Source organism: Streptomyces sp. NPDC033216, assembly GCF_055577115.1.
In genome coordinates, this window is the sequence record NZ_JBVIQK010000025.1 from 1 (window position 1) to 16119 (window position 16119).

The following is a 16119-nucleotide window of genomic DNA, read 5'->3' on the forward strand; positions in this document are numbered from 1 at the left end:
GGAAACCAGGCAACTACCTGGCCTTTCTCGGGCTGGCAGCAGCTCTCTGCTGCTACAAACGATTCCTCAAACTGACCATGTAGGACACGCTCTTAAGGGCATGCGGTCACGCCACGCTGCCGGTTCCGTCCAGCAGTTCCCGGCCCAGGATGGTGGCAGTGTGCAGTACGGAACTACCGCGCCGGGCTGGTGGTGATCAGGAGCGCGTCGCGCAGCGCCTTGGCGTGCTGGCTGGCGGCGGGCGGGAAACGCGAGTCGCGCGGCCAGTTCGGTGGTGCTGCAGCCGTCAGCGGCCGCGCGCAGCGCGGCGGTCCGGGTATGTCCCACGGCTGAGCGCAGAATGGCGGCGAAGTGATGCACGAAGCGACTGCTGGAAGAAGAGCAGGATGGGGCCGACCGGATTCGAACCGGCGTCCTCCCACATGCGGTGAAGGCGTGACAACCACTGCGCTACGAACGCGGGGGGGGGGGAATCCGGCTTGTCCTGGACGCTGCCCAAGCCCATGCTCACCGCGGCCGTGAACAGCCCCGCCCTGGGCGGCCGAGCCGAAGTGGGATGGCTACCGTCCCCAGCTCGCCGCGCACGCTGACCGGCGGGAGCTGCTGCGCTCCAGACAGGGCACGGACGTGACCGGCTCGTTCCCCGAGATCCCCCCCGGCGACCCTCGCCCAGCTGTCGGCAGACACGGCCTGGACGGCGAACTGGTGGTGCGCCTGGACGGGCGTTATGTGACCTGTGGGGGTGTCTCAGCCCCCAAGGGTCAGGCGGCGCAGCTCCCATGGACGAGACGTGACGGGCGTCGCGGCCATGTGCCGCAGCGGCCGTTCAGAGGTGGCCGTCCAGGAACTTTTGTACCTCGGCGATGGTCATAGGCCCCGTGCCGTGGGCCACCGCCTCTCCCTCCTTCAGCAAGACGTAGGACGGGGCTCCGATGATCCCGTATCGCTCGGTCGCGGCCGGACAACGCGTGATGTCGGCGCGGACGGCCGTCAGACGGCCCGCGTAGTCGTCGGCGATGCCACCCACGACGAGGTCCATCACCCGGCAGGGCTCGATCGCCTTGGGCCATGTCCCGGTGAAGTATGCGAGGACCGGAACTCCGCTCATCCCGAGGATGAAATCGAACTCCGCGTCCTCACGGGGTCGGTGAACCCGCTTCGCCATGGAACCTCCTGAGCTCACGTTCCATCGTTCCATCCCCATCATCCCTCGCGCGGTGTGCCAGGCCGGCCCTGTCGGTCTTCCGGCTGACCTCTCGGAAGGGAGGCACGGGGCCGTCGCAGAACCACGGTGGTCCCCGGCGCGAGCGGCCCGGCCCGACGTCTCGCACAGGAACACGGTCCATCGGCGGATCGGTGGTGAGCTGAGACCGATGGCGTTCATCGACTGGGATCTCGCGGCGCCGGGCGCGCGGATCCATGACCTCGCTCATGTGTGCTGACAGTGTCTATGCCTCGGTCCTTCGGTACCCGACGCCGCAGATACGGCCAGACGTTTGCGGTTGATCGCTGACAGTTATGAACTAGTGGACCGGCGGCGACGTCTTGTTTCCACGGTTCTGTGGTGGCAGGACCGATGCCGGCGTGGCATTGAGGCCGAGGCGGATGCGGGCGACACCGCGATGTGAGGCCATGGCTGCACGTTGGATCCGCCCGGTTCCATCAGTCAGATGGTTCAGGAAGCCTTCTGGAGTTCGGGGATCCAGCCTTCAAGGTCAGCGATGCGCTTGTCGGAGAAGCGCAGGTTCGACCGAGCGCCTTCAAGACGCACGCTCGCTGGCCTGGACCGTGAACACCCGCCGCCATGCCCGCGACAATGAGCGGATTCGACCTCCTCCGTCACCGTATCCCCCTGCAATGAGGAGAACGCACCGTCACCACCGACTACGGAACTGAGCCGAGCGATTCACAGGCCCGGGCGGAGCGGCGGCTGGGTGCGGAGCGGCGGCTGCGGTGCCAGGACCGGGTGACGGCGGGCTGACACGACGCCGCCGGGTACGGGACCCGAGCCCCGTACCCAGCGGCGTACTCACCGAAGGTCGCCTCACACGTCGCCGGTGTCCAGGCGTCGGGCCGCGTCGAGTACGTGGCGCGGCAGCTCGGAGCGGGCGTCCAGCACCTCGATGCCGATCAGGACGCCGTCCGCGTCGAAATCGAGATTGATCATTCCGTTCATCTCGATCGGGTCGCAGGGGTACACGCGCGCCGACTGCGGCTGCTCCCCCGCGCGGGTGAGATGGATGGAGGCGTTCGCCACTGCGTCGTAGGTGATGTCGACGTCCGCCATGCTCGACCTCCCTGAAGTCTCTCGAGCGTGGCCAGCAGGTCGCCCGGCGCGGTCTCGGCGCGTGCGGTCGCCGAGTGGCCCCGGTCGAGCATGGAGACCGAACGTAGGACAGGGGGTTGCCCGAACGGTCCAAGCGAAGAACGCCGGCGCGCCGTCCTCGAAGAAGGCCGACCGGTCCCGGCGGAACGCCTCGTTGCCCGCCCCAAGGAATGCCCCGCATCGTCGCAGGCAGCAGTTCTGCCGACATGGGCAGGTCCGCTGTTCGAACCTCCTCTCATGATCCGTGAGAAAGCCCCTGGTCGGGCTGGCGGGGAATCACCGGCAGGGTGACCGAGCTGGGCAGCGGCCCGCCCGTGAAGACGCGGTTGACGGCGCCACGGTGGTAGGACTCGTCATAGGCGCGTGCCCACGCGGAGACGGATCCCCCCTTCTCCGCCGGGGAGATCTCGATGCGCAGCCGACGCCCCGCCGGGATGCGAGCGGTGGCCGGCAGCAGCTCCACTTCCACTTTCACGACATCGCCCGGAGCAAGCGGCTGAGCGTCCTCGCGCCGGTGCGTGTGCCATGGGCGTTCCTCGGTGCTGCGTCCGGGATCGAGCGCCCTGCGCGAGACCTTCAGGCAGCCCCAGGTCAGGGGCGCGAGCGGGTTGGGCTCGTGGGTCCCGTAGGGGACCTCCCGGTCACCGTCCAGGACACGCAGGGAGACGAAGAGATCCGCGTCCGACGACGTGGAGGCCACCCACAGGGTCGCCCGGAAATGGCCCGCGAGTTCGAGGTCCGTGTCGAAGGGGGCTGTCTCGAACACGGCCATCGGCAGGTTCGGCGCCGACGCGCGGACGTCAGCGGAGTACTCGGCGGCGGAGATCCGCGCGGGCGGCTCGTCGGCGACGCCACCGGGGCCGCCTTCGCCGCCGGCGTCGAGGAAGAGTTTCCGGTACTCCGTGCCGGGGACGGGCCAGTCGGCCGCGTCCCGCCACTGCGCTCCCCCGTCGCCGGTACGGATGACCATGCGCACCGGCGACGGCTCGCGTTCGGGTTCGAGCCCTTTGAGGTGCCGGTCGAAGAACGCCTCGATGTCGGCCCGGCTGTCGAGGTACATGTGGTGCGAGTACTCGGCGTCCCAGACCAGCAATTGCTTCTCGGTGGACTTCACTTGCGCGAAAGCCTCGAAGCCGGCCCGTCCATGGATCTGCGCGGTCTGGCTCACCGCGGTGAGCACCGGGATGTCGATGCCGGAGAAGTCGGCCGACTGGAGTCCGACCCCGCGGTAGTACTCGTCGTCCCAGGGGTGGTCGACCAGCCCGCCGACGAAGTCGACGGCGTCGGACTCGGGGTTCTTCGCACCGCCCACCATCTCCGTCCACCACCACTTGCGGTAGTCGTGCAGGAGGATGCCGCCCGGATACGCCAGGTCCCGGTAGGCGTCCGAGTCCGAGGCGAGCGGGGCGATGGCCTTGAGGGACGGCGGACGCAGGGATGCCACGTTCCACTGGACGGTCGCGTTGTACGAGCCGCCGTAGAGGCCGACCTTGCCGTCGCTCCACGGCTGCTCGGCGGCCCACTCGATGGCGTCGTAGTAGTCGAAGGACTCCTGCACCGAGAAGGGACTGGCGGTCCCGGGCGTTCGGCCCACGCCGCGGCCGTCCACGCGCACGACGACGTATCCGCGCGGTACCCAGTCGCCGGCGTTCGCGCTGACGGCGGTTTCCGAGTGACGGAAGTAGGCGAAGATCCCGTCTCGGCTCTCCTCGTACCAGGCGGCCTCCCGCTCCTCGCTCGCCTGGTGGTCGGCGTCGCTGAGGATGGATCCCACCTGGAACGCCCGGCCGTAGACCGACAGGCGGAGCAGGGTGGGGTAGTTGCCCGCTTCGATGGGCCGGAACACGTCCGCGAGGAGGTAGCTCCCGTCGCGGACGGGGATCCGCACGTCCCGCATCACCTTGATGCCCGCGAGGGCGCGCCGCACGTGGTTGCGGGCCTCGGCGGCCCCGCGGAAGCGGAGCCCGTTCTCGCTGAAGACCGCGCGGACGGAGTCCGCCTGCTCGAAGGACTCGACGTCGCAATCGAAGGAGATGCCGTCGGCGTGTGCGTCGACGACGTCCCGGATGCGCTGGTCGATCAGCACTCCGTCGCGGAGGTCGAGTTCACGTCCCAGACTCTGGACGAATCGAGCTCGGTTGACCGTGTCCGGGCGGGTGACATCGGGGTCCCCCGCTATTCCACCGTCTCCCAGACTGGCCAGCGTCAGATGCGTGGCCGCGGCCGCGCTCCCTATGACGAGGTTGCCGATGGAGAAGGTCACTGTCTCGCCGGGCCGGTAGAGGAAGGCCCCGTGCTCGTCGGTGACGCCCTCACAGGTTGGCGTGCGATATCCCAGACCGATGAAGGGGCCGTCCAGGAAGGTTCCGCTGAGCAGTTCGCGAGCGGCGAAGCCGGAGTCGCTCATATCTCCACCCGGTCGTTCGTTTCCTGCATCGGTTCACAGACCTTCGATGACGGTGCCGGCGTGGAAGGTGTCGGGAGGCGCGGTGAAGAACGGGCCCACCGCACCGGCGAACTCGGCGAAGTCCTCGGTCTTCGTGTACTCGATGTGGTGATCGACGGAGAGCCACTGGAGGAGGAGCAGGAACGTCCCCTCCTGGTCGACGGCTCGGAGCAGCCTCACGTCGAGGCACCCCTCGGCGTCGCGCAGAAGCGGAACGTGCGACCGCACAGTGGATTCGAAGTCGTCTTCCGTGCCCTCGGCAACCGCGAGCCGGGCAACTTCCCAGACAGCCATGTTCTTTCCTCTTGTTCGAGTGATGAGAAGGAATCTCGTGTGCGGTCGCGGGGCGGCTACGTGGCCGGCGGAACGGCCAGGGGGAGGTTGTGCTTCACGCGATGCGAGGTCAGCATCCAGTGCCCGTCGATCCGGCGCAGTACGGATGCGTAGTGGCCGACCATGGTGAGAGCCAGCGTTCCCTGCAGCATGGCCGCTCCCAGTGTCCAGCCCTGCTCGGACGTGCTGTCGGCGTTGGACTCGACCGTCAGGAACTGGGCGTCCATACGCGCCTCGTCCCCGTCGATCTCCACGATGTGGTCGGTGGTGAGGTAGTGCGTGCCACGGCCGGGGGGCAGTACACCGCTCTCCATCAGGGTTTGGATCTTGTCGCGGCCGACCACGGTGGCCCGGGTCGTGTAGTCCTCGCGGCCGTACCGGCTCACGATCTCGAACACGCCGTCCGGCGCGAACAACGCCGCGACGGCCTTGGCGTCACGCTCTTCGAGGGCACGGACGTAGCGTGCGAGAACCTCGGTCACCTCGTGCCTGTCAGTCATATGAAGTACCTCCCGGGCTGTGTCGTCTACTTGACGATGCGGATGGGCTCACCGGCGAGGAACGCCGCGATGTCCTCGACGGCCTCCTCGTAAAAGACCTTGTAATTGCCGTCGGTCACATATCCGATGTGCGGGGTCACCGTGGCGTTGTCGAGCGTCCGGAGCGGGTGCTGCGGCGGAAGCGGCTCGGCCTCGAACACGTCGAGAGCCGCCCCTCCGATCACGCCCTCCCGTAGGGCGTGGACCAGGGCGTCCTCGTCGATGATGGGGCCACGCGACGTGTTGACCAGCACGGATGTGGGCTTCATCGAGGAGAGTTCGGCCGCACCGATCAGGTGGCGCGTGCGCTCGCTGAGGACCAGGTGCACGGACACGACGTCGGAACGGGTGAACAGTTCCTCCTTGCTCACCGCGGTCACGCCGTGCACCGCGGCCTTCTCGGCGGTGAGGTTCTGGCTCCAGGCGATCGTCTCCATACCGAACGCGTGGGCCACCTTGGCCACACGGGCACCAAGCCGGCCGAGGCCCAGCAGACCCAGCGTCTTGCCTTCCAGCCGAGTGCCGACGGTCACCTGCCATGCACCTTCGCGCACCCGCCGGGTCTCGGTCGGCAGATTCCTCACCGCGGCGAGGATCAGCCCCCATGTCAGCTCCGAGGTGGCGGCGACGTCGGGGTATCCGGTACCGCAGACGACGACGCCCTGGGCGTTCGCGGCGGGGACGTCGATGGCGGCGTTCGCCGGCGCCGTGGTGACGAGCAGCTTGAGTCGTTCGAGGCGGCTCAGTACGTCGGCGGGGAAGCGGGTGCGCTCCCGCATCGCCACCACCACATCGAAATCGGTCAGTGCTGAGACCACTGCGTCGGCATCGGGAAACGCGTCGTGGAAGAACTCCACCTGCGAGTCGAGGGAATCCCAGTCGGCATAGTTCCTGGCTACACGCTGATAGTCATCCAGCACAGCGATGCGCGGATTACTCAATTCGGCTCCTCCGGAGATGCGTGGTAGGTCCAGAGGTCCTCCACCATCGTTGATCCGGGGCTGCGGCCGAGCGCGGCCGAAGTCGACCCGCGCAGCTGCCCCGGACTTACCGATAGGTGTCTATCAGTTGGCCTGACCCACAGGCAAGTGATAGGTGGCTATCACTCGCTGACTGTCGCACGATCGGGATCGTCGGCAGAGCAGGTCCCGTACGGGCGCGGCGCGCGAGGCCGCCTCGCGGCCGTCGTTCACAGCGCCCGTGGTCGTCATCCGAGGCTGCACGACACCTCCGGCGCGGTGCATGGCGGCGACGCGGCTTGCGCACGGTCCGTCGGCGCGCTCCGAGCGGCCGCCTCCACCGCGACAACGGCCCCTTCCGTACCACCCAGGCGCATACCGGAAGGGAGATGAATGGACGCACCGCGGAAATGCCCTGAGAAGGTCGATGCCAGTATCCTGAGCGACTTTTCGTCACGGGGACGTCCCGCTGCGCCCGACGGGAGCGGCCCGGGGCTGCCGCTTGTACGGCGGTCGGCAGGCCCGGATGCCGACGGCGCCGATCATGCGGCCTCTGATAGCCTCTCGCACATGCCCGGGGAAATGGAGAAGTCGAAAAATACTGGCGCAGGCCGACCCAAAGCGCGCGGTGATGCCGCTCGGAATACCCGCCGCATTCTGGACGCCGCTCGTGAGGCGCTCCGAGAGAACCCACAGGCATCCGCAGTGGAGATCGCCAGGGTGGCCGGGATCGGGGTGGCGACTGTCTATCGTCGCTTTCCCACGCGAGAAGACCTGCTGCGCGGCGTCGTCTGGGACCTCTTCGCCACAGACTTGGCTCCGGCCCTGGTGAAGGCGGTGAACGAGCCGGACCCGAGAGAAGGGGTTCGCGTCGCCTTCGACGCCGCCTTGAGGGCCGCGGCCCGCGCTGGAGTGACTCACCCGGCCGGGATGACACTGGACATTATCCAGTCGTCTTTCGTGGAGCCGGTCAGCCGGATCATGAGAGAAGGACAGCGGCAGGGCATTTTTCGAGCCGATCTGGACCCCGAGAAGGACACGCTGCGGATTATTCTCATGCTCTTGAGTGTGGTGCCTACGCTGGATTCGGAAAGCGAGGGCTGGCAGCGTTATCTGAGGCTTGTCATGGAATCGCTGCAACTTACATCCGCGGGACCTCTTCCGCCGGCGAAAGCCGTCGTGGATCCGTTTCGTCACCAGAGGTAGACGCAAGTGCGTCCTTGAACGGCGGCAGCCGCCCGGTGCTCACGCACCGGGCGGCTTTTTGCTGCCGCGGCACGTGACCACCTGACGGCACCGCATGAGCTCAGCCGTCGGCGGGGCTGCACAGGCCAGCAGCCAACATCATCCCATACGCCCCATTCCCGCCGTGCGGGCGTTCGCTCTTACGGTGAAGCACCGAGAGTCCGCCTTGCGAGCGATCGACCGACCGCCGACGGATGCGGAGAGAGTGTGGGCGATGAGTCGCACTCAGCTCAATGCCGACAATTCACAACAAGCAGTCGTCGCTCGACTCGCCACGGTGCTCCACGCATGGACGGACAGGGCACCCGAGCTCCGCGTACGCAACTGATAGCCACCTATCACTTGTATAGTGCGCACACGAACTGATAGAGAATTATCAGCTGTTCGCCACGCTGCTCTCCGAGGTCGGACGAGCGAGAGCGGATGAGCAGACCCAGTGCCGCACACTCCGTCGGAGAGTCGGCTGTGGCGAGCAAGTCGTTCAACGGAGAAGGGCTTGACCATGACGACCCACATCGAGCAGGACGCGGCTGAGGCAGCCGTACGCGAGCGCGCCCGCAAGCGAGCCGCCACACTGACGTACTCCTCCGGCTTCGGCAACGAGCACAGCAGTGAGGCCCTGGCCGGGGCGCTGCCGCCCCGGATCAACAGCCCTCAGCGCCCACCCCACGGCCTGTACACGGAGTTGCTGTCCGAGACGGCGTTCACCGAGACCCGTTCGAACACCCGCCGCACCTGGCAGTACCGCATCCGTCCGTCCGTCGTGCGTCCGCGCCTCGAGCGCATGGACAACGGGACGCTGCTGACCCCGCCCTTCACGAACACGCCCGTGGTGGACCCGCACTCGCTGTACTGGGCGCCGCGGCCTGCTCCCGCCCGCGGAACCGACTTCGTCGCGGGTCTGTGGACGCTCGCGGGCAACGGCGACCCCCAGCAGCGCACCGGCGTGGCGGTCCACCTCTACACAGCCGACGTGTCGATGACCGACCGGGTGTTCAGCACGGCCGACGGCCAGCTGTTGATCGTGCCAGAGCGCGGCGGTCTGCTCATCCACACCGAACTCGGCCTGCTGGCCGTGGAACCCGGCCACATCGCTTTGATCCCTCGGTCCATGAAGTTCAGGGTCGAGATCATCGGTGCGCCCGGCGACGAGGACGGCACCGGGTTCGTGCGCGGCTACGTGTTCGAGAACTTCGGTACGCCGTTCTCCCTCCCGGAACTGGGCTTCGTCGGCCAGAGCGGCATGGCCAACCCGCGTGACTTCCGGGCGCCGACCGCGGCCTACGACGACTCGGAGGGGCCGTTCGAGGTGATCCACAAGGTCGCCGGAAACCTCTGGACGTCGACATACGACCATTCGCCGCTGGACGTGGTCGCCTGGCACGGCAACAGCGTCCCTTACGTCTACAACCTTCGCGACTTCCAGGTGATGGCATCGGTCAACTTCGACCACCGCGACCCCTCGCTGCTGACGGCGCTGACGTCGACGACCGCGACACCGGGTTTGAACGCCATCGACTTCTGTGCCGTTCCGCCGGAGTGGGTCGTGACGGACGCCTTCCGCCCGCCGTACTACCACCGCAACGTGAATGCCGAGCTCGTCGGCGTCATCGAGCAGGCGAAGCATGTCACCGCCGGCCTCGGTGCAGCGGCGGACGGCTACGTGGACGGCATGGTGGCGATCGTCAACTCGATGAACCCGCACGGCCCTGGCGCGGATGCCTGGGAGGCCGGCACCAACGGTGACCAGACGCCGTTCCAGACGGACGGCCTGCTGTTCATCGTCGAGACCCAGTGGCCGCTGATCGTCACCGACCAGGCCGCCCGGACGATCGGGGAGACCTCCGACGAGACGCTGAGCGGCAACTCCACCCTTCAGAGCCAATTCCGTTACTGAGAACCCCGCCTGGGCCGGCTCGCTGTGACGCCGGCCCAGGCGAACGGCCTCCCGGGATCGACATGGCCGAACGGACGCTCCAGACTCTGCTGCTCCGGCGCGGTCCGACGCCGAGCAGGCCGCGATGGAGCACCAGACACGTGGGAACGTGCGGAGCGCCGAGGGGTCCGGGCCGGCGGCGGACGGGTCAGGGGCGGGGCCAGCCGGGTCCGGTCGCCGCGTCGGTGACGTATTCCCGGAAGGTGCGGGCGCGGTGCCCGGTCAGGCGGGGCACCGTGTCCAGGGGCTCGGTGTCGCCCAGGGCCCGCAGGGCCGAGTAGGAGGCGAGTTCCCGTTCGACGGACTCCTCGGGGCGGCCGAGGGCGGCCTGTGCGGCGCGGTAGGCGTCCTCGGTGCCGTGGAACGTCATCGGCCGGCCGGTGACGTCCTCGATGACGGTGCAGGCTTCGGCGAAGGACAGCGCCTGCGGCCCGGTGAGTTCGTAGGTCCGGTCGGTGTGCCCGTCCTCGGTCAGGACGCGCGCGGCTACGGCCCCGACGTCGTCGAGGTCCACGAATCCCTGCCGGCAGTCCCCCACCGGGACCGCCAGCTCCCCGGCTAGGACCGCTCCACGGAAGGGCCCCTCGTCGAAGTTCTGGTCGAACCAGTCGACGCGCAGGACCGTCCAGGCCACGCCGCACTTCTTCACGGTGTCCTCGGCCTCGATCAGCCGCTGGTCCCCCATGGTCTCGATGGCGCGGCTGGAGAGCAGGACGACGTGCCCCACCCCGAGGTCCGCGGCCAGTTCGGCCAAGTCCGGGTCGACGGGGATGCCGTCGGGGGCCATGAGGAACATGCGTCCGGCGCCGCGCAGCGCCGGTTCCCAGGTGCCACGGTCGTGCCAGTCGAACCGGGTGGAGCCGTGTCGGGACGCGGGGCGGACCGGTACGCCCAGGGTCCGCAGGTGCGCGGCGACACGTCGGCCCGCGGAGCCGGTCGCTCCGAGGACGAGGATCGGTGTGGTGCCCATGCCCTCGTGAACGACGGGCGGGTGGCAAGGCAACGGTCGCCCGCAAGGCGCATCCGATTGCCCCACGGCAGTCGTTTCATGCCTGCGTACTGAAAACTCGTAGGAATTGGGCCAGTTTTGTCGCCCGCCATACGTCCATATGATTTCCTGTTTTCAATCATATGGACGTGACACCCCCGCGTCGTCGCGGGTGAGAGAGGAGAGCCGATGGCCGAGGTCACGCAGACCGACGTGCGTCGCGAGTTCGACCGGGGCATGCCCGGGGTGCGGGTGCCCGGCAGGGTCGTCGTCATCGGAGCGGGTCTGTCGGGCCTCGCCGTGGCGTACGAACTGGCCGAGCGGGGCGGGGACGTCACAGTGCTGGAGGCCTCGGACCGTCCGGGCGGGCGGGCGTACACCCTGCGTGCGCCCTTCGCGGACGGCCTGTACGCGGAGGCCGGCGCGATGACCCTGACCCCGCACTGCCACTACGCCATGCACTACCTGCGCGAGCTGGGTGTGGAGCTGGACACGGCCGACCTGGTCGGCAGCCGGTTCTCGTATTTCGCCGGCGGCCGATTCTTCGGTCCCGACGCCGACTCGCTCGACCGCGCCGGGCTCCCGCTCGCCCCGCACGAGAAGGGGCTGGGCGTCGCCGACATGATCGACCGTTATGTGCGCCGCACCTACGAGGCGCTGGAGCCCGACATCACGGCGGCCGACTGGGCGCCGACCCCGCTGCTCGCACCGTACGACCGGCGGTCGGTGTACGAGGTGCTGTCCGAGCGCGGTGCCTCGCCGACGGCGATCGACCTGGTGGAGCCACACTTCCTGGAGATGCGCGGCGGCGACCTGAAGACCGCCTCGGCCCTGTCCTGGCTGCGGCACGAGGCCAGCCCGCACTCCCTGGCCAACGCCGACCCCCGGTGGTCGAAGGTCAGGGGCGGCACCGACCGGTTCCCCCGAGCGTTCGCCGAGCGGCTGAAGGACCGCATCCGCTACCGGGCTCCCGTGGTGCGCGTCACGCAGGACGACGCGGGCGCACGGGTCACCTTCCTGCACGGCACCCGGATGCACACCTTGGATGCCGACCGGGTGGTGGTGACCGTGCCGTTCAGCGCGATCCGGCACATCGACCTCACCGACGCCGCACTGTCCGACGCCAAGCAGGCCGCGATGCGCCGGGTGAAGTACTCGTCGATCGTGCGCGTCTATCTCCAGATGCGCCGGCAGTTCTGGCCCCAGGACAACGCGAGCTTCTCCACGGACCTGCCGGTGCGATGGGTGCGGGACGCCACGCCCCGGCTGCCCGGACCCCGCAAGATACTGGAGTGCCTGATCACCGGCTGGCGGGCCCGCGCCCTGGCCGTGCTCAGCCCCGAGGAGCGGATCCGGTTCGCCCTGGACGAAGTCGAGGTGATGCTGCCCGGCGCCCGGAAGCACTTCGAGACCGGCACCTCCGTGGTCTGGGACCAGCAGCGCTACATCGAAGGCGCCTACATCCTGCCCGAGGTGGGGCACAGCTCCCTGATGCCGGCCATGCGCAGGCCGGAGGGCCGGCTGCACTTCGCCGGCGACCACACCTCGTTCGAGCCCAACGGCGGTTCCATGACGCTCGCGCTGGAGTCGGCCGCGCGGACCGTCCTCGAACTGGGGAGCACAACGGCCGCGTGACCGGGTCGGGGCCCCCGGCCCGGTGCCCGGCACCCGAACTCACTCCAGCAGCAGGGTCAGCAGTTCCGCCCCCTCGACGCTCAGCACCGACGCGGGGAGGAACGCACAGCCACCGGTACGCGGACCCCGCATGGCCGCCAGCTCGCCGTCTGCGGGGCCGTACCACAGGGTCAGTCCCAGCCGCCGGGCCAGGGCGTGCGTGTGCGGGCCGGCCAGCACGGCGTACGCGCCGCCGTACCCCACCGTCGCACGCCGGCCGAGGACGTCGATCTCCAGCTGGGCGGCGGCCTCGCCCCGCGGCCGCACGGATCCGGCCAGACCCAGTTCGGCGAGCAGGAGATGGAAGCCGAGTCCGACGCCAACGGTGCGCGTCCCCTGGGACATCAGGCCGGCGACCAGGGCGCGCAGGACGGCGATGCGGTCGTCGCCGATGGCGAACGGGTCGCCGGGGCCCGGCCCGACGACCACCGTGGTCCCGGGCGCCAGGGGGTCCACGGCACGGTGCGCGCCGCCGTCGGCCGTGGGCCCCGCGGACCGTGTCCCGGTGGCACGGGCCACGGGGTCCGCGGAACGCGTCCCGGCGCCATGCATACCGTGGTCCGCGGAGCGAAGCCCGGTGGCGCGGGTCACCGCGTCCCGGGGACGCACCCGGACCGCGGGGACCGCGAAGTCAGCGGAGCGGACCCGGGCGTCGGGCGCCACGGGGTCCCCAGGGCGCACCCCGGTCGCGTGGGCCACGTGCTCGGCGGAACACACCTCGACGGCGCGGCCGAGTCCGCGCAGCATGACGGCGAGCGCCGCCGTCTCCTCGCCCCCCGCGTCGACGAGCAGCACCGGGCCGCCGGGAGCCGGCCGGCCGCCCGGCCGCGACCGGCCCCGCCAGTGGGCGGACAGCAGCGCACGGCGCCGGTCCAGTTCGGCGCTCACCGACGGCCACGCCGCCGGGTCGACGGGGACGGTGGAGCGGGGCCCGGTGCGCCGGTGGCCGGGTGTGCGGCCACCCGACGCCCCGTCGCCTTGTGCTGCGGCCGGGGTGTCACGTCCCGCCGGCGCGTCGTGCGGCACGGGGTCGCCGGGACCGGGGTCCGCCCGTCGGCGGCCGGCGGCGGTGTCACCGGGGGCGGTGGCTGCGGTGCTCTCGAAAACCGACAGCAGGGCCGATGCCTTGGCGCGGGTCTCGGCCGCCTCGTCGGCGGGCACCGAGCGCGGCCCGACGGTGGCTCCGACCGACAGCTTCACCGTGCCCCGCCCGGAGAGCTCGAAGGTGCGGATGAGCACGGCCGTGTCCACCTGCTCGCAGCCTGAGGCGTCGTGGCCCAGCAGCGCGATCGAACCGCCGTAGTAGCCGCGTCCGGAGGGTTCGCGCCGGGCGATGACACTGCACGCCTCCGCGAAGGGACGGCCCACCGCGGTCGCCGCGAACAGGGTGCCGGCGAGGGTGTGCCGGACGTCGAGCGCGGCGGTCCCGCTGATGCGGCACTCGGTGTGCAGCACACGGGCCAACGGACGCAGACCGGGACCTTCAAGCCGTACGTCCCCGGTGGTGACCTGGCACAGAATGGCCAGCTCCGCGTCGACCACGGCTCCCAGTTCCTCGGTCTCCTTGCGGTCGCGCAGGAAGGCGGCCAGGTCCTCGGCGGCAGGCAGGCCACCGGGCGGGAGGCGCAGCGTCCCGCACATCGGGTGCATCACCACCCGGCCCCGCTCCACGCTGACGTGACCCTGCGGGGAGGCGCCGGCCAGTGCGGCGCCGCGCGGACCCCCGGTGTGGACCGCGAACGTCCAGTGCGCGCCGTGCTCGGCGGCGGACAGCCGGCGGAACAGCTCCCCCACGGCGGCGGCCCCGTGGCAGGGCAGTCGCGCGGTGAAGTCCCGCCTGATGAGGACGTGCAGGCCGGTGCGCGCCACCTCGTGGGCCAGGAGGTCGCGCACCCGGCCGGCGTACTCCTCGTCGGTGTCGTCGAAGCCCGCCTCCTCCCAGCGGAGGCCTCCCGCGGGCCGCACGGCGGCGAGGGCCGCGGTGAGCGCGGCGGTGTCGGCCGTGTGCCACCGACGGATCCTCAGGACCCGCACAGGGGTGCCGTCGTCACGGCAGTCCAGTCCACGTTCGGCCAGGCACCGGTACGGCAGCACGGCGAGCGCATGGGGCCCGCCGCCCGGCCGGGGTGGACCCGACGGCAGGTCCGTCACCCGCCGTACCGTGTGCATGGTGCCGATGTACACGTCGAACGGGTCACCGGCACTTCCGTCGTGCGGGTGGCGGCGCACGAGAGCGAAGGGCGGCGGGTCGGGAGCCGAGAACAGGTCGGCCAGATCGGCCACCGGGAGCGGGGTAGGCGTCGGAGTTTCCTGCATGAGGCGCCCTTTCGTTGAGGGACTCGGTGGCAGGTGACGTGACAACGAGAATGGTTACGCTCGGGAAATGAATGGAGCGGCTCGAAGCGGTAACTCGTCTGTAGTGTCCGGCGGTTGACGCTTCATTCGTTTCCGTTCGGATATCATGTTCGGCACGTCCACCCTCCCCTCAGAGCCCCAGTGAGGTGTCATGCGGATAGCGGTGATCGGAGCCGGTCCCGGCGGGCTGTACACGGCCTGCCTGGTCAAGCGCCTGCGGCCCCACGACGTCGTGGAGGTCTGGGAGGCCAACGCGGCCCGGGACACGTTCGGGTTCGGGGTCGTCTTCTCCGACGGCGCCCTCGGCGGCATCGAGGCCGCCGACCCGGCCCTGTTCGAGGCCGTCACGGCCGAGTTCGCCCGGTGGACGCGGATCGACGTCCACTACCGGGACCGCACCCAGCGCAACGAGGGGTACGGGTTCGCCGCGGTCAGCCGCCACACCCTGCTGCGACTCCTGCAAGAGCGCTGCGCCGCTCTCGGGGTGCGCCTGCACTTCGGCACCCCGGCGCCGGGGGTGTCCCGGCTGCGCGCGTCCCATGACCTCGTCGTCGCGGCGGACGGCGTGGGGTCGCGCACCCGGGCCCGGTACGCGGCCGCGTTCGGCACGCAGCGGCAGGAGGCGGGTTCGCGGTACATGTGGCTCGGCACGGACCGCCCGTTCGACGCGCTGACGTTCGCCGTCGTCGAGACCGAGCACGGCCCCGTACAGGCCCACGCCTACCCGTACGCGCCCGGTCGCAGCACGTTCATCGTGGAGGTGGGCGACGCGGTCTGGCGGGCGGCCGGCTTCCGGTCCGCGGAGCGCCGGCCCGCGGACCCCGTGGGCGACCGGGACGGCATCGACCAGGTGGCGCGGTACTTCTCCGGTCTGCTGGACGGGCACGCGCTGTGGGGCAACCGGTCGTACTGGGGCCACTTCACGGCCGTACGCAACCGGAACTGGAGCCACGGCAACCTCGTCCTCCTCGGTGACAGCGCGCACACGACGCACTTCTCGATCGGTTCCGGCACCAAGCTGGCCATGGAGGACGGGCTCGCCCTCGCCACGGCCCTGCACGAGCACCGGACGGTGCCCGAGGCGCTGGCGGCGTACGAGGCCGAGCGGCGGCCCGCCGTTGAGCGGATGCAGCGGATCGCGCTGACGAGCCTGGAGTGGTTCGAGAACATCGACCGGTGCGTGGGGTTGCCGCCGGAGGCCTTCAACGCGCACCTGCTGACGCGCAGCGGCCGGCTCACCCGGGACGATCTGCCCGCGGTCGACGCCGAGCACGTCGGGCGGATCCGCCGGCGCTTCGCCGACGCGGCCTGAGCCGCG

General features: G+C 69.9%; 12 protein-coding genes. 4 read left to right on the forward strand and 8 right to left on the reverse strand.

The features are described from left to right. Window positions 1–826: 826 nt before the first annotated feature. From ACZ5Y0_RS31110 to ACZ5Y0_RS31135, 6 genes are all read right to left on the reverse strand, one after another. Window positions 827–1165 (reverse strand): thioredoxin family protein, encoded by a 339-nt coding sequence (locus tag ACZ5Y0_RS31110; protein ID WP_469132077.1) that lies wholly within the window; start codon window positions 1163–1165, stop codon window positions 827–829. 879 nt (window positions 1166–2044) lie between these two features. Continuing rightward, a complete protein-coding gene (locus ACZ5Y0_RS31115) occupies window positions 2045–2287 on the reverse strand; it encodes a DUF2283 domain-containing protein (RefSeq protein WP_469132009.1) in 243 nt (80 codons plus the stop codon). Between the two features lie 274 nt (window positions 2288–2561). Continuing rightward, complete coding sequence (locus ACZ5Y0_RS31120) at window positions 2562–4733, reverse strand: CocE/NonD family hydrolase (RefSeq protein WP_469132010.1); 2172 nt, start codon at window positions 4731–4733, stop codon at window positions 2562–2564. Between the two features lie 33 nt (window positions 4734–4766). Next, on the reverse strand, window positions 4767–5066 hold the full coding sequence (locus tag ACZ5Y0_RS31125; RefSeq protein WP_469132011.1) for a putative quinol monooxygenase: 300 nt from the start codon (window positions 5064–5066) through the stop codon (window positions 4767–4769). Window positions 5067–5122: 56 nt separating this feature from the next. Then, the gene (locus ACZ5Y0_RS31130; protein ID WP_469132012.1) at window positions 5123–5605 is read right to left on the reverse strand and encodes a nuclear transport factor 2 family protein; all 483 of its coding nucleotides are present in this window, start codon (window positions 5603–5605) and stop codon (window positions 5123–5125) included. A gap of 26 nt (window positions 5606–5631) precedes the next feature. Further along, window positions 5632–6585 carry a D-2-hydroxyacid dehydrogenase family protein gene (locus ACZ5Y0_RS31135; RefSeq protein ID WP_469132013.1) on the reverse strand — a complete coding sequence of 318 codons (954 nt, stop codon included), beginning with the start codon at window positions 6583–6585 and terminating at the stop codon, window positions 5632–5634. Window positions 6586–7173: 588 nt separating this feature from the next. On the opposite strand from ACZ5Y0_RS31135, the gene ACZ5Y0_RS31140 reads away from it, so the two are divergent. Beyond that, window positions 7174–7809: a TetR/AcrR family transcriptional regulator gene (locus ACZ5Y0_RS31140; RefSeq protein WP_469132014.1), complete on the forward strand. Its 636-nt coding sequence runs from the start codon at window positions 7174–7176 to the stop codon at window positions 7807–7809. Between the two features lie 541 nt (window positions 7810–8350). Then, window positions 8351–9745, forward strand: coding sequence for a homogentisate 1,2-dioxygenase (locus ACZ5Y0_RS31145; protein WP_469132015.1), 1395 nt, complete (start codon window positions 8351–8353; stop codon window positions 9743–9745). A 187-nt stretch (window positions 9746–9932) separates the two neighbouring features. Here the strand turns inward: ACZ5Y0_RS31145 and ACZ5Y0_RS31150 are convergent, their stop codons facing one another. Continuing rightward, window positions 9933–10754, reverse strand: a complete 822-nt coding sequence (locus tag ACZ5Y0_RS31150; RefSeq protein ID WP_469132016.1) for a Rossmann-fold NAD(P)-binding domain-containing protein — start codon at window positions 10752–10754, stop codon at window positions 9933–9935. 207 nt (window positions 10755–10961) lie between these two features. On the opposite strand from ACZ5Y0_RS31150, the gene ACZ5Y0_RS31155 reads away from it, so the two are divergent. Continuing rightward, window positions 10962–12407 (forward strand): flavin monoamine oxidase family protein, encoded by a 1446-nt coding sequence (locus ACZ5Y0_RS31155; RefSeq protein WP_469132017.1) that lies wholly within the window; start codon window positions 10962–10964, stop codon window positions 12405–12407. 39 nt (window positions 12408–12446) lie between these two features. On the opposite strand, the gene ACZ5Y0_RS31160 is transcribed toward ACZ5Y0_RS31155, so the two are convergent. Beyond that, entirely contained in the window at window positions 12447–14762 is a 2316-nt protein-coding gene (locus tag ACZ5Y0_RS31160) for a chorismate-binding protein (protein ID WP_469132018.1), read from the reverse strand. A 190-nt stretch (window positions 14763–14952) separates the two neighbouring features. Between ACZ5Y0_RS31160 and ACZ5Y0_RS31165 the strand changes: the two genes are divergently transcribed. Continuing rightward, window positions 14953–16113, forward strand: a complete 1161-nt coding sequence (locus ACZ5Y0_RS31165) for an FAD-dependent monooxygenase (RefSeq protein ID WP_469132019.1) — start codon at window positions 14953–14955, stop codon at window positions 16111–16113. The last annotated feature ends 6 nt before the right edge of the window (window positions 16114–16119 follow it).